This is a genomic window from Halorubrum sp. Ea8, from assembly GCF_002252925.1.
Taxonomy (GTDB): domain Archaea; phylum Halobacteriota; class Halobacteria; order Halobacteriales; family Haloferacaceae; genus Halorubrum.
Genome location: NZ_NHPF01000088.1, coordinates 1 through 13,441, shown reverse-complemented (window position 1 = coordinate 13,441; position 13,441 = coordinate 1). Strand labels below are relative to the sequence as shown.

The 13,441-nt window shown below is 59.3% G+C and carries 14 protein-coding genes and 1 pseudogene; 10 read left to right on the top strand and 5 right to left on the bottom strand.

Annotated elements, in window-relative coordinates:
• Window positions 1-346 (top strand): annotated as a pseudogene (locus DJ74_RS09555) (7-cyano-7-deazaguanine synthase); the annotation flags it as partial.
• A gap of 2 nt (window positions 347-348) precedes the next feature.
• Here DJ74_RS09555 and DJ74_RS09550 read toward each other — a convergent pair.
• Both DJ74_RS09550 and DJ74_RS09545 read right to left on the bottom strand, forming a co-directional pair.
• Window positions 349-660 carry a hypothetical protein gene (locus DJ74_RS09550; RefSeq protein WP_094527103.1) on the bottom strand — a complete coding sequence of 104 codons (312 nt, stop codon included), beginning with the start codon at window positions 658-660 and terminating at the stop codon, window positions 349-351.
• Window positions 657-998, bottom strand: a complete 342-nt coding sequence (locus DJ74_RS09545; RefSeq protein WP_094527102.1) for a winged helix-turn-helix domain-containing protein — start codon at window positions 996-998, stop codon at window positions 657-659. Before DJ74_RS09545 ends, DJ74_RS09550 begins: the two co-directional genes overlap by 4 nt.
• A gap of 100 nt (window positions 999-1,098) precedes the next feature.
• Between DJ74_RS09545 and DJ74_RS09540 the strand changes: the two genes are divergently transcribed.
• The 7 genes from DJ74_RS09540 (at window position 1,099) to DJ74_RS09510 (ending at window position 9,348) form a co-directional block, all read left to right on the top strand.
• Window positions 1,099-2,421, top strand: coding sequence for a cytochrome P450 (locus DJ74_RS09540; RefSeq protein WP_094527101.1), 1,323 nt, complete (start codon window positions 1,099-1,101; stop codon window positions 2,419-2,421).
• Window positions 2,422-2,702: 281 nt separating this feature from the next.
• A complete protein-coding gene (locus DJ74_RS09535) occupies window positions 2,703-3,398 on the top strand; it encodes a hypothetical protein (protein WP_141212495.1) in 696 nt (231 codons plus the stop codon).
• Window positions 3,399-4,140: 742 nt separating this feature from the next.
• A complete protein-coding gene (locus DJ74_RS09530) occupies window positions 4,141-5,064 on the top strand; it encodes a helix-turn-helix domain-containing protein (protein ID WP_094527099.1) in 924 nt (307 codons plus the stop codon).
• Between the two features lie 197 nt (window positions 5,065-5,261).
• Window positions 5,262-7,004, top strand: coding sequence for a prolyl oligopeptidase family serine peptidase (locus tag DJ74_RS09525; protein WP_094527098.1), 1,743 nt, complete (start codon window positions 5,262-5,264; stop codon window positions 7,002-7,004).
• Window positions 7,005-7,035: 31 nt separating this feature from the next.
• Window positions 7,036-7,731 (top strand): class I SAM-dependent methyltransferase, encoded by a 696-nt coding sequence (locus DJ74_RS09520; protein WP_254922159.1) that lies wholly within the window; start codon window positions 7,036-7,038, stop codon window positions 7,729-7,731.
• A 265-nt stretch (window positions 7,732-7,996) separates the two neighbouring features.
• Complete coding sequence (locus tag DJ74_RS09515) at window positions 7,997-8,581, top strand: type II CAAX prenyl endopeptidase Rce1 family protein (RefSeq protein ID WP_094527096.1); 585 nt, start codon at window positions 7,997-7,999, stop codon at window positions 8,579-8,581.
• A 311-nt stretch (window positions 8,582-8,892) separates the two neighbouring features.
• Entirely contained in the window at window positions 8,893-9,348 is a 456-nt protein-coding gene (locus DJ74_RS09510; protein ID WP_141212693.1) for a hypothetical protein, read from the top strand.
• On the opposite strand, the gene DJ74_RS09505 is transcribed toward DJ74_RS09510, so the two are convergent.
• Both DJ74_RS09505 and DJ74_RS09500 read right to left on the bottom strand, forming a co-directional pair.
• Window positions 9,349-10,050 carry a hypothetical protein gene (locus tag DJ74_RS09505; protein ID WP_094527094.1) on the bottom strand — a complete coding sequence of 234 codons (702 nt, stop codon included), beginning with the start codon at window positions 10,048-10,050 and terminating at the stop codon, window positions 9,349-9,351.
• Window positions 10,051-10,500: 450 nt separating this feature from the next.
• Window positions 10,501-11,040 carry a hypothetical protein gene (locus DJ74_RS09500; RefSeq protein ID WP_249269028.1) on the bottom strand — a complete coding sequence of 180 codons (540 nt, stop codon included), beginning with the start codon at window positions 11,038-11,040 and terminating at the stop codon, window positions 10,501-10,503.
• A 487-nt stretch (window positions 11,041-11,527) separates the two neighbouring features.
• On the opposite strand from DJ74_RS09500, the gene DJ74_RS09495 reads away from it, so the two are divergent.
• Complete coding sequence (locus DJ74_RS09495; RefSeq protein ID WP_094523930.1) at window positions 11,528-12,577, top strand: RNA-guided endonuclease TnpB family protein; 1,050 nt, start codon at window positions 11,528-11,530, stop codon at window positions 12,575-12,577.
• 256 nt (window positions 12,578-12,833) lie between these two features.
• Here DJ74_RS09495 and DJ74_RS19175 read toward each other — a convergent pair whose 3' ends face one another.
• Entirely contained in the window at window positions 12,834-13,025 is a 192-nt protein-coding gene (locus DJ74_RS19175) for a hypothetical protein (RefSeq protein WP_141212012.1), read from the bottom strand.
• Window positions 13,026-13,175: 150 nt separating this feature from the next.
• Here DJ74_RS19175 and DJ74_RS09485 point away from each other — a divergent pair.
• Window positions 13,176-13,441: hypothetical protein (locus DJ74_RS09485; protein ID WP_141212692.1), on the top strand; the 266-nt coding region annotated here is incomplete at its 3' end.

Here is a 13,441-nt window from a genome sequence, read left to right as displayed (position 1 = left end):
CAGGGCGGGGAGGATGTCAACCGGCGTTCTTCGACGCGTTTCAGAACGTGAATGATGTCGGGACGAAACCGGAGACGGAGGTCGAGTTGAAAGCGCCGTTCGTCGAGTGGTCGAAAACGGAGATCGCAGAGCGTGGCTTGGAACTCGGCGCGCCGTACGACATAACGGGTCATGCTACCGCGATGAGGTGCCGGCGTGCGGGACGTGTGATGCGTATATATTCCGGATAGAGGCGTTCCAAAACGCTGGGTCGCGCGATCTGATTGCGTATGCTGAGCAGCCGGATTTCCCTAAGATGGTTCGTCGTGTACTCCTCGACGTGTCGGGCAACATCACGTCCAGATAGCGTTAGCCGCTCGTTCGAAGTGCGATCAGTATCAGTACCATCCCCAGGATGGTTGAGAGCTGTGTCACGGCACCGGCGATTGGATCCTTTATGCGATCGGCAAAAACGACGGCTGAACCAACGATGGCTGGGACACCGATAACGAGAATGAACCCAATGCAAAACAGTAGCATCGGTCGGCTATCACTGCGGCGATAACCGACATAGGCGATATAGGAGATGCTGAGCCCAAGGACAGTGATAAGTATCTCACCGGAGAGCAGCAGCCAATCTATCCCGGACAGTTCCTGAAGGCCGACCGGTTCCAGAGTCATAGTTGCTCGATGAATCGCGTCAACCGATCGGCCATCCGCTCGGTCCGTTCGAGCTCATACGAGTACGTTCCGTCGTCCAACTCGATGACCAGTTGATCGAATGTCGCACGGAACACTTTCTCTTGTGTGCCGTCTCCGGTTGGCCGGATGCTGGCGGTCAGTAGGTCGGACTCCTCGAGACGTTCGATCCGGCGGTAGATAGTAGGCTTAGAAGCGTCCAGCCGGTCGGCCAAGTCGTTGACTGTCATGGGTTCGCTGCTCGTTTCGGCGAGGATAGAGCGTGCAGTCTCGTCCGCGAAGAACCCCGCGAGCGTTTCGAGGTCGCTCTCCCCGCTCATATTCCTGTCAACGAAAGAGGAGAATAAATCTCTACTCCAGTTTCACCGCGTGAAGTTCGCCTCAAGGACTCTATAGCCATCCTCACGAACCGCACGGAGTATGAACCAGACAGAGTCCCCGCCAACCCCCGACGGACTCCCGGTTATCGGACACGGGGTGGCGTTTTCGCGGGATCCCACCGCGGCGATGGAATCGTGGGCTTCTCACGGTGATCTCGTCGAACTCTCGTTTCTCGGGGAACCGATGTACTTCGTAACCGGTCCGGAGATCATCAAGCAGATTCTCGTCGAAAAACAACGCAAGTTCAGTATCGGCCCGGAACAGCGGGAGACGTTTTCGGGGATCGAAGACGAGGCGATGACGACTGCGACTGGCGACAAGTGGAAACGCCTGCGACGAGCCGCCCACCCGGCGTTCACTCGTGAGAGCATCGCCAGTTACGGCGACCGCATGGCGGCCGTGACGGCGCAGCTTGTTGACGAGTGGGACGACGGTGAGCGGTTCGATGTGCACGACGAGATGCGTCGCTTGACCGTGCAGATTCTGGGAGAGACGCTGCTGAACGAGGACCTTCGCGGGCGAGAAGACATCGTCACCAACGCCGCAGACGCCCTCGTGGATCGGACGAATTTCCGAAGGCCCGGTCAACTGCTTCCGGAGTGGATTCCGACGCCGACTGACCGACGGTTTCGACGGACCGTACGGCGGCTGGACCGATTCGTGGAGAGCCTCGTCGAGGAACGACGCTCCCGAGAACCGACGAGCGACGAGGACGTGTGTGCGATACTACTCGCTGCACACGAGGACGGCGACCTGACGCTATCGGAGGTCAAACAGAACTTAGTCGCGTTCTTAATGGCGGGCCACGAATCCCCCGCGGGTGCGCTCACTCGTGCGTGGTACGTCCTCGGAGAGCGTCCCGACGTGTACGAGTCAGTTCGAGACGAGTACGACGAAGTCGTTGACGGAGATCGGTTGACTGTCGAGGGGTACGATGCGCTCGAATACACGCGACACGTCGTCGACGAGACCCTCCGGCTTTACCCCCCGACGACCGGGATCAACCGACAGGCGACTGAACCGGTCTCCTTGGCCGGCTACCAGTTGCCGGCGGGCGCGCGGTTTCTGATCCCGCAGTGGGTGCCCCATCGAGACGAACGGTTCTGGGACGCTCCCGAGACCTTCGACCCCGAGCGGTGGACGACTGACACTGACCGACCGGAGTACGCGTATTTCCCGTTCAGCGGTGGTCCCAGGACGTGTATCGGTGACGACTTCGCACACCAGGAGTTGACGCTCGCGCTGGCGACGATGGCCGGTCGCGTCGATCTGGACATCACCGCCGACGGGCCGCTGGGGTTCACGCCGTCTGTGCAGCTCCGTCTGACGACGAATATCACTGCACAGGTCAGTCGAGGCTAAGAAACTCCGATCGAATCGTTCATCGCCTCCGTGACTATGTCTGGACGCGCACACTCCACGCGGTTTCGGAATCCCGATGTTGCTATCGTCGGTGGGGGATCGCCGGTCTCTGTACGGCTCTTGCGCTTCGGGATACCGAGCACGACGTAGTCGTATACGAGTCGGCAGATGAGGTCAGGGCGACCGGTGCCGGACTCTGGGTTCCACCGAACGGGATGGCGGCTCTCGGCCGTCTCGGTGCCGGGGAAACGCTCGCCTCCCGGGGCGTTCTGCTGGACGAGATGGAGATCCGAACCACCGCTGAGACGCCGCTGGTCAGCACTGACGTCGCCACTCTCGCTGCTGAACTGGGCTACGATCACGCGTTGCTCAGTGTTCACAGGGCCGATCTCATCGAGGAGTTAGTGGCGACGTTGCCCGATTCGACCGTCGTCTGTTGCCGCGAGTGCGAGTCGGTCGGCACGGCACCACCGACGGTGTCGTTTACCGACGGACCGACGGTCTCGCCGTCGCTGGTCGTCGGGGCGGACGGCGTCGGCTCGTCGGTCCGCCGTTGGATAACGTCAACTACCCCGGAATACGCCGGTGCAGTCGCGTTTCGCGGACTCACGGATGCACCTGTACCCGACGAGGCGACCGAGAGGGGGACCGTTTACTGGGGTCGGACCGGGAGCTTTGGATACGCTGCTGTTGGAGCCGAACAAACGTGGTGGTTCGCGTCGGTCTCCGCGTCTACCCCGCGGGAGGTGCCGGAGCTGACCCCGTCGTCGCTCCGGACGCAGTTCAATGAGTTCCCCGACCCCGTCCCGACCCTGCTCGGGAACACTGCCCCGGAGGATCGCGTTCGCACGCCGATGACAACGGTCCCGCCATTGGAGACGTGGGCGCACGGACGAGTGCCACTTATCGAGGCGCCGCTCACGCGATGGAACCGACGCTCACGCAGGGAAGCGCACACGCATTGGAGAACGCCGTAGCGCTCGGTCGGTCGATCGACACGCACGGGTTGACACCGAGAGCGCTGGACGAGTACGAATCTCACCGGAAAGAGCGCGCCGAGGAACTACGGAGGATGTCTCGAACAAAAGGCCGGATGGCGCGTCTCCCGCACCCGCTTGCGAGGGGAATTCGGAATCTCTTATTCCGCATCGCCCCGGACACCCTGTTACGGCGTCAGAGTCGACGGATGTTCTCGGCATCGATGTGATCGATTTACCGTAGCGACGATCGCGCTCTCTCCCGTCTACACGTACGTCGTGTTGCGTGCAAAGTCGGTGTTCGCGGCTGCGTTCCTTCACGTGGTCTTCAATACGGCGTCGTTCACCGTTATCGCGGTGCTCACCGCGGACAGTGAGCTACCGACACAGTTGATCGGAACCACGATTGAAATCGCCGGAACCGTCGCATGTATACTGGTCTGTGGGCTGATCTACCTTCATGGGACGCCGCCGCTCACTCGTGACGGTCTCGCTTGGGATTCGTCCAGACCGTCCAAACCACAGTCAGTGACCGCCGCCTAACGCCATACCCCGCTCGAGTGAAACTCGATGCTGATATCGAAATCACGCAGGCGCCTGTACGCGAGTGCTGTCATCTCCCGTCGCGGGCTGGCTTGCCGTGCCGCAGCGATGAGCAACGGCCGTTTACGAATGAGCGGGGGCGTGATCTCGGGGCGGTTTACACCGTAGTTTCAATATCGCAACAACTGTGTCGTTTCGTATGGAGACCGAACGGACAGCGGACGACGTTTTCGGGCTCTTATCCGACGAGATCCGACTCGACATCCTTCGAACGGTCGCACTCGCACAGCACGAGGAGAAACGAACTGGCGTCGCTGCGCTCTCGTTTTCGGACATTTACGATCGGGTCGAGGTAGATAACACGTCGAAGCTATCCTACCACCTCGGGGAACTCACTGGGACGTTCCTCCGGAAACACGAGGACGGGTACGCGTTTACCCACGCCGGTGAGCAGTTGATTCGGTTCATTCTCTCGGAGAACTACCAGTCACCGCCGGACGTTGGGCGCATTGAAACCGACGGTGTCTGCCTGTTCTGTGGGGAATCGGCGCTTCAGGCGACGATCGAGGAACAGTATTTCACGGTTCGGTGTGCGGCCTGCGAGCGTCCCGCGTTTTCCTATCGGGTCAGACCGGCGCAGGTACGCGCGCACACGGGGACTGACCTGATTGACGCCGTTATCTGGGAACAGGCGAGCGACCTGCTCAAAACGCAGCAAGACGTTTGTCCGGACTGTGCCGGTCACTTGGAAACCGAGGTCGTAGATGCCGAAGATGAACCCGTGGGGAGTGGCGTTCCAGTGGCCTTTGCCGCGATCAGTGAGTGTCAGCAGTGTCTGCGGCAGTTGGGGCTTCCGCTCCCGTACGCGGCCGCCTATCACCCGGAGTCGATCGCCTTCCACTGGGAACGCGGTGTGGATATCTTGGGGACGGGATTCTGGGAATTCCACCGGTATCTCAACGACGGCCGGTGGAGTTCCGAACGCGTCGAGACCGATCCCGTGGAATATCGAGTCGAGCTACAACGTGAGACGACATCACTTCGACTGTATCTCGACGCGAACGCCGTGGTCACGCGAACCGAGCGCGTACAACGCAGAGACCAGGGTGAACGGCGTTCGTGACAGAACATTTTCAAAACCGTCGTTTGGAGAATCGGATTGTCTCGGTAATGAATTGCCGCCTGAATCTCAGATATCCTCTTCGGCCGGGATTTCCCTCAATCGAGGTTTTGAAACGACTCTGGTAATATATCAATTATTCGATAATTATTAAGGGGCGGTAGTGCGACGATCCGAACGTCGAAACGGTGCTCGAACCAATGACGCCACACGACACGACCGAACGGACCCGATCTGCCGAACCGCCCGCCCGCTACGTCGACAACCTCGCCGAGGCACACGGCGTGTCCGGCTACACGAAAACTCCCGACGGAACACTCGTCTACGCAGCCTACGACGACGGGACGTACGAACTGCAGACGCGAGACGAGCAACTCACCGACGGCGACGGCGATATCATCTCTCCGACATGGTTACACGGACGCGAGTCGATTCTCGCCTACCGCGACGAACACGGCACCGAACAGTTCGATCTGCTGGAGATCGACCCGGAAACCGAGGCGATCGAACCGGTCCTCGCCGACCGGTTCCTCAACTTCAAAGCCCGGCAACACCCGACCGACCCGAACCGGATCGCGTTCGTCTCCAACCGTGATCGATCACTCGACCTATACACGCTCGACCTCGACGACGGCGCAGTCACTAGGAGATCCGAGGCCGACGAACCGGTCATGGGGTACGCCTGGTCGCCTGACGGGGAGCGCCTCGTCTATCAGGCCGGCACCTTCGATGACTCGGCGCTACGACTCGTCGACCTCCAACTGGAACGAGACGACGCGTTCATCGACGAACCGAACTCCGAGCAGTCCTTCGCTTTCACCGACGACGGCTACGGCGCGTGGTCGGAACACGGGATCATCTTCACGACCAACCACGAGACGGGCTACCGGGAACTCGCGGTCGCGGACGGCGACGGCGACTACGCACTGCGTTACGCGAACGGCCGTGACAAGTACGACCCCCAATGGACGACCGACGGCGACATCGTCTTCCTCGAAGCCCGCGGCGGCGACCGGCAGGTACGTCGGCTGAGCGACGGCGAGGTCACCACCATCGAACGGACCGGGATGAACACGGACGTCCAGGTCATCGATGGCGACGTTTACTACAAGCACCGGAGTCCGGCCACCGCCGGCGACGTCCGCCGAAACGAGACGACCGTCGTCGAGGAAGGCTGGGTTGACGTCCAGACGGTCGCTCCCGAGGAGGTCACGTACGAATCGTTCGACGGCCAGGAGATCGCGGCCCGGCTCTACCGTCCCGTCGGCGACCCGATCGGTGGCCTCGTCAAGGCCCACGGCGGCCCGGAGGCCCAACACTACAACCGGTTGGACATGGTCACGCAGACGCTCGTCCACGCCGGGTTCGAAGTTCTGGCCCCGGACTTCCGCGGGAGCCTCGGCTATGGTCGAGAGTTCCGGAAGGCGAGTGACGCCGACCTCGGTGGCGACGACCTCACGGACGTCGTCGCCGGTGCCGAGTACCTCCGCGAACGCGGTCGCACGAATGTTGGCCTGCTCGGTGCCTCCTACGGCGGGTACATGACGCTGATGGGCGTCGGCGCAACCGACGGGTTCGACGCCGGCGCGAGCGTCTGCGGTGTCGTCAACTGGGAGACGACCGCAGAGAACGCACGGGAGTACCTCGGTGCAGTCCTCATGCGGAAGCTTGGCGGCACTCCCGATGAGAAGCCGGATCTCTACGAGGAGCGATCGCCGATCACGTACGTAGACGACATCGACGTCCCGCTGCTGGTCGTCCAAGGTGCAAACGACCCGCGCGTCCCGCAAAGCGAGGCCGAACAGCTCGTCGAATCGCTCACTGACCGTGACATCGACCACGAGTACCTGCTGTTCGACGACGAAGGACACGGTGTCGTGCGGACCGCAAACCGAATCGAGTACATCACGCGGACGGTCGCGTTCTTCGAGGCGCAGCTCTGACTCAGGACACGAACGAGACCACTCCATACCAATGCCGTCCACAAAGCACACCGAACGGGACCACACGCACCGCACCGAACGGTCGATCGGGAGCGCCCCGGCATCGAATCGACCGATGTCGATCTCCGAGATTCAGGCGTCGTACGCCGAGTACGCCGACTGGCTTCACCGGTTCGAGGTCGTCGACCGAGCCGTCACGGGTCGGTACCGGCACGCTCGATTCAGCGATGTCTCGGGACGGGTCATCGATGTCGCCTGTGGCACGGGGACGAACTTCCGATATCTGCCCGAGTCGGTCGATCTCGTCGGGATCGACATTAGCCCGGAGATGCTGGCCAAGGCCGACGAACAACTCGCCGACCTCGGACTGGACGGGACGCTCCAGCAGATGGACGCACAGAACCTCGCGTTCCCGGACGACAGCTTCGATACGGTCATCTCGGCGCTGTCGACGTGTACGTTCCCCGATCCCGTTGCCGCCCTTCAGGAGATGGAACGGGTCTGTAAACCCGACGGGACGATCCGGCTGGTCGAACACGGGCGCAGTGATGTCGGTCCAATCGCGCGCTACCAGGACTGGCGGGCCGATGCCCACTACGCGAAGACTGGGTGTCGCTGGACGCAAGAACCGCGCGAGATCGTCGCTGATGCGGGCCTGTCAGTGCAGGATACGACGACCGGACTGTTCGGCACGATCACGACGTTCGACATTGACCCCAATGAATGATACGACCAATGACAGTACTCACCGAAACCACGATCGCCATGACGCTAGCGGTGCTCGGCGTCATCGGGACACCCGTCTGGTACGCAGTGGCTTGGCACGGGATCAGACTGCTGAAATAAATGCGCGATATGATCAGCCAGAGGAGTTGTAATAGCGAATGAGTGTCCCAACGACTGAGGCGGAAGAAAGCGCTGGTTGGCCGCCCACGTTCCACGGTCGGAGTTGACTGCCGTTCGCGTTCGTGGTGGCGTTTTCGCTGTGGGTGATGTTTTCCACTCTCTCGTTTGGCTGGTTGTTCGGGGCTGATCCATCGACCGTCACCAAGGCGCTATGGAATCTCCCGTCTAGAGTCGTTCAGTTCGGGCTCGCCCTGCTGGTGCTGCGGTTCGAAGACGTGCGGCTTCGGGACCTCGGACTTGGCCGCCGACAGCTCGTTCCGGCACTCGTCGCAGTGGCCGGCTTTCTGTTCGTAGTAAACGCGGTCGTAGCCGGCCTCATTTTCTTTGATACCGGGCAAGTGTCCATCGAACCGTTTGGGCTCTACCTGTCAGCACCGCTGGACTACTCCACGACTGCGCTCGTGGCGTCTGGCTTGGCACAGTACGTGTTCGTCGGCCCGGTCGAGGAGATCGCGTTTCGCGGCTACCTCCAGAACAAACCGACCGACCTCCTCGGACACCGACCCGCGCGCGTCCGGACTGCCGTGGCAGTCGTGACGACAGCCGTCGGATTCGCTGCGTTGCACGTCCCTACCTTACTGCTGGTCGACGAGTTCCCATCGGGCAAGCTGCGGGTACGCTCGTGTTGCTCACGCTCTCCGGAATTATCTTCGGGACCATATACGCCCTAACACACAACCTGTTTCTGGTCGCCTTCCTGCACGGCATCGGGAACTTCTGGCCGCTGGTCGTCGATCCTGGCCTGGGAGCCTGGCCCAACTGAGGTGTGATCATCGCCCTGTACGGACTAGTCGTCGTATTGTATCGTCGGTGGGCCTCTGTTACGGTGCGGACACCGGAACGCACCACGATGAAAGGTAACAAGCGGTGTATTGCGACTCCGATAGATCTTGTACACCCGTATCACTGTGGGGGGTTCGTTTGGTACAGGCGTCGTTTGTTCGAACATTCGCTTTAAGATCGTTCGCGGCGAAGCCGACGTATGACACGAAACTGGTCCCGTCGTGGCGCGCTTACAATAGGGGTGAGCGGGCTCGCAACCGCACTTGCCGGCTGTCAAACGTCGTTCGCTTCAGATGAGACCCCGATGCTGGACTTGATAATCAATAATAGTACACCCGAACCACAAAACGTAGATGTCGAGGTTATTAATCCCGACGAGAACGATAGCGAGGCGTTGGTGTACGAGCTTAGCAAGGACTCGGGAGGGTCGGGAGGAGAGTACATTGAAATTCCAGCCAACTCGGAACGGACGTTTGAAGCTGTTGCCGAGGACGAACGATATACCATCCGTGCTACGGTCGATCGGGCGTTCGATAAATGGCGGCACTATCACTATACTACTGCTCCCGTAGACTACGACGGCCAAGTCTTCGTTCTGATTGCCCGGCTTGAAGAGACCGGGAGGGATGTCATCCGGTTTGGTCCGGGGCCGTAATCACAACCGCTGTACGAGCCGGTATCCGCCGAGGCCGAGAAGGCCGATCCAGACGCCGGCAAAAAGTAAGAACCCGATCGTCTTGGCTTGCAGCACGCCGACCATCTCGATGTAGGGGGCAGCGAAACCAACGGTGGCGACGACGGCTCCAGCCCCGATAGCACCGGCGCGCATGCCCTCACGCTCGGAGGTCAGTGCCACCCACCCAACGAAGATACCGAGTGGGATCATCGTCAACCACGCCGTCAACAGTCGGAATGGGAGGTCGAACCAGCCGTGGCCGACCATCCCAGTCTGGAGCAGGAACTGGTCGTCACCGTCCTTAATCACAACGGCTGCTTCCCTCAGGTCACGTTCCTCACCGTACGTGAACTCCTCCGAAAGCTCGTCTTGGGTGTAGGCGTCACAGGTGAGGACGAATCCCTGACAGACGACCGGGGTATACTCGTTGTCCGGAGCTGCTCTCGTCCGGTCCACGAAGGTTTGGGCAGTCGGTGAGAGCTCACTATAGCGGTAGGTCGGTGCCTGCTCGACGGTTTCGTTGTATTCGGCTGCCGTGTCCGGGACGATTTGGTGGTGGTATCGGTAGGAGTCCTCAGCCACGTAGGGCGAGGCGACCGTCCCCGGGTAGGAGGCGAGCCATAGGAGGAGGACCGCGACGGCGATACCGGCGACTTGGAAGGTTCGATTGGAGGGCGACATCGAAATACCACCCTCATGTCCCTAATCAACAGTGAAGTGCTTTCGGAAACACTCTCATACGGGCAGTGTCGGTACACCTTGTTGCTGGCTTGGGTGGAAGAATGCAAGCAGAGGGATGTTTGGACGCCGGATCTCACTCGATTGATTAGGGAAAGACGGCTCTGTTGAAATCCTCTATTCGTTACAGTTCTTAATGTCCCCGCTGTATACAACGCGCATATCTTCGATAAGCCAGATTGGCGGCTCTGTTGAAATCCTCAGAAGTTGATAGTTTCACATCCCCCAATCGCTCAGTACAGAGGACTCACATACCGACGTAGAACGCTGATATACCGATATTATGTCAGAAATCGTGTGCGAGATACAGAGGATGAAGTCAGCACAACGGCTTCGTTTATTTCGCGTCAAATCGGATGGATCACCCGTTAGTTGAACGTGCGAATGTATCGGCTATTCTCCGCTACGACTGCGCTCGTAGACGTAGCTGAAAACGAGGCTGAGTGGGACGGCTATCCAGATCGTCCACACTACCACTACCAAGATGGTATCGGGGTACAGCTCAAAGAACGCTCCGAGGAACTCGGTGAGCGAGGTCGGCGGGTCAACTCCCCCGTATGGGTTCAAAAACTCGTAGCCGTACACCGGAGCCAGTAGCAACCACACGGCAGTTCCGGCAGGGTAGTTCCCGGCGACCGTGACCAACGCTGCGACGGCACTGTAGTATGGGACACTCGACGGCAGGGAGCGCCACGTGAGCGCCCCGACCACGAATCCCGTGGCGAGGTACACCGGGACCGCAGACAGAATCACCCCTGCGGAACCCAACGAACCCGCAACCAGCGTACTCACCGGAGCAAACACGATTCCACCGGCGAGGACACCGGCGGCCATACTGTAGCCGGCCCCGACGTCCTGTCGGTCTCCGAGCGGCAACCGTGACGGTCCGTATCGACCGTACAGCCGCACCACTCGGTCCAGCCTGGCTACCATGACACTCTCTCCACATAAATTGTACTTGAACGTACTTTGTTCCGTCGGCTGTACAGTGTCTTGCTGTCTATCTCCCCATTCGGGGCAGCCTCGGCTCCAGGGTAGCCCAGATACAAGGTAGAACAGTCTACTCGCTGAATAATCGAAGACAATCCAATCGATATATTTCTAGTCTGTATTGACCGATCCGACCAGCTCGTTTTCTGAAGAGCTTCTGTGCGAGATACGCGCGCTGTATTCAGCAACGCCAAGGAGATCTCCTCAGTTTCTGTCGGTAGTGAGGTGCGAGATACAGAGCATGACTACATCACCTTGGCCGAGCTGAATTGAGCGGTAACTACAGAGGAGAAAGTTACGGAGAATCAAGGAGAAAGCCTCGCGCTTCAGCGCGGGGATGAATCCGACAAACGATGATACAAACCACCGACGATAGCGCGGCCTGATATTCCAGTAGATACTTAATATAGCACACTTAATTACAGTTGTAATGGTCACGGTGACTGTCACCACGAAGTTCCACAATCCATCCCTCTCACGGCGGAAAGAGTGGCAACGCGCCACTCGACTCTACCGTGACACCAAGCAATTCTGTATCAACGGATGGGAGAACGGCGACTTCGGGAAGTCCGTGACCACGGCCAGTATCGACAACGACCTCTACTCGGCCATCCAGAACCAAGCCATCCGTGAGGCGAAATCCGATCATAATAAGCACGGGGAAGTTCGCTACCGAGAGAGTCAACCGTTCGCCATCAACAACCAGAACTGGGAACTTGACACGACCGAGAACGGCACAGTCGTCGTCGGCTTCCCGTGCGTCTCCCAATGGTGGTACACACCGATAGAGGTGTACGACGACATTGCCGACTCCGTAGACCGACTGGTGGAGGGTGACGCTGACAAGACCCGCCTACAGGTGTACCGTCGCGGCGACGACTGGTACTGTACGTTCAACGTGGAATACGACGCCGACACGTCGGGTGAGACACCGATCGGTGTCGATATTGGCCAACGACACATCCTCGCTGTGACAGCTTATGGCGAGGATGAGTCAATGCTGGTGTCTGGTGGTGAGGCGAAATATGTTCGACGCAAATATCGTTCCCTACGCGATTCGCTCTCGGAAGCGGGTGCGCTTCGCGCACGTAACCGTGTAGGTGACAAAGAACAGCGTCGAATCAAAGACCTGAATCACAAACTCTCCCGTCGCCTCATCACGTTCGCGGAACAGTTCGAGAACCCTGTCATTCGGATGGAAGACCTCGAAGGTATCCGCGAGGACAGCTCATGGTCAGGTGTTCACTCGTGGCATTTCCACCAACTCCAACAGTTCATCACGTACAAAGCCGAACGTGCTGGGATTCGTGTTGAGCAGGTCGATGCGTACCATACCAGCCAGCGGTGTTCAGCGTGTAGTTCGATAGGAAGCCGTGATGGCGACCACTTTTCGTGTTCGGAGTGCGGTCGAGGACGCCACGCGGACCTGAACGCTTCAGAAAACATCGCACAACGGGAGGGTGAACCATGTACGGCGTAGCAGTTCGGCTGACGCGAACCGTACTACCTCGCTGGTTGGATAGCCGGCCGTCTTCGACGCCCGCAGATTGCGGGGAGGAAGGCCCCATTGACAGGGCTACACGCGCTGAAAAGCACACCGTTGGTCACAACTCGGTGGCGACCGTTGACGGTCCACGCGAAAGCGTACTTGAGGCCCGAGGAAACGCGCAACCTGAATATCCCCTTCGGGGAATCCTCGCGCTTTAGCGCGGGGAGGATGTCAATGTGCTTCGTGATCAGTCCTTTCTCTCCCGGTACGCGGCTGCATAGAGCCCAAGCGCGGAGAGAATCGTCACCATCGCTGCGACGAACATCACACCTGAAAACAGCCCTTCGGTCGTTCCTGCAGCAGCAAACATAATTGCAGCACTGCCTGCGACAACACCACCCTGCTGTGTCCTGTTCGAATTCTCTGTCTGGAGGGCCATACTCTCCATTATCTGAGGCTGCATAATAAATTTAGTAACCGTGTTCCACTGCTGGCAAATAGATCCCCGGAAGACGCAAATGAAAGAGAGAGTACAGGCCGGTTTTCAGTTATCCGCACGCTTTACACGGCCGAACTCTTGCTGGTACATATGGAGTTACTTCCACAGATGGTGTTCCGTGAGCCAGATGGACGAAGGAAGGGGCTCATCATGCTGTTCTTATCGTTCATCAGCCTCCTTATTTGGGTATACATTGGTGTCGTGCTCAACGCTTCTGACTTTTTCATCTTTTTTGCTATCGGGCTTGGATTCTCCGGAGTCGCCGAGTCGCTGCCACCGGACCGACGACGTTCAGCAGGAACACTTCGAATGCTAGCCGTCGGTACCTTCGTTGTCTTCCTCGGTGTCCTTGCATC

Coding starts and splice junctions, on each gene's coding strand:
- DJ74_RS09550 (WP_094527103.1), bottom strand. CDS start 660: ATGACTCTGGAACCGGTCGGCCTTCAGGAACTGTCCGGGATAGATTGG.
- DJ74_RS09545 (WP_094527102.1), bottom strand. CDS start 998: ATGAGCGGGGAGAGCGACCTCGAAACGCTCGCGGGGTTCTTCGCGGAC.
- DJ74_RS09540 (WP_094527101.1), top strand. CDS start 1,099: ATGAACCAGACAGAGTCCCCGCCAACCCCCGACGGACTCCCGGTTATC.
- DJ74_RS09535 (WP_141212495.1), top strand. CDS start 2,703: ATGGAGATCCGAACCACCGCTGAGACGCCGCTGGTCAGCACTGACGTC.
- DJ74_RS09530 (WP_094527099.1), top strand. CDS start 4,141: ATGGAGACCGAACGGACAGCGGACGACGTTTTCGGGCTCTTATCCGAC.
- DJ74_RS09525 (WP_094527098.1), top strand. CDS start 5,262: ATGACGCCACACGACACGACCGAACGGACCCGATCTGCCGAACCGCCC.
- DJ74_RS09520 (WP_254922159.1), top strand. CDS start 7,036: ATGCCGTCCACAAAGCACACCGAACGGGACCACACGCACCGCACCGAA.
- DJ74_RS09515 (WP_094527096.1), top strand. CDS start 7,997: ATGTTTTCCACTCTCTCGTTTGGCTGGTTGTTCGGGGCTGATCCATCG.
- DJ74_RS09510 (WP_141212693.1), top strand. CDS start 8,893: ATGACACGAAACTGGTCCCGTCGTGGCGCGCTTACAATAGGGGTGAGC.
- DJ74_RS09505 (WP_094527094.1), bottom strand. CDS start 10,050: ATGTCGCCCTCCAATCGAACCTTCCAAGTCGCCGGTATCGCCGTCGCG.
- DJ74_RS09500 (WP_249269028.1), bottom strand. CDS start 11,040: ATGGTAGCCAGGCTGGACCGAGTGGTGCGGCTGTACGGTCGATACGGA.
- DJ74_RS09495 (WP_094523930.1), top strand. CDS start 11,528: ATGGTCACGGTGACTGTCACCACGAAGTTCCACAATCCATCCCTCTCA.
- DJ74_RS19175 (WP_141212012.1), bottom strand. CDS start 13,025: ATGGCCCTCCAGACAGAGAATTCGAACAGGACACAGCAGGGTGGTGTT.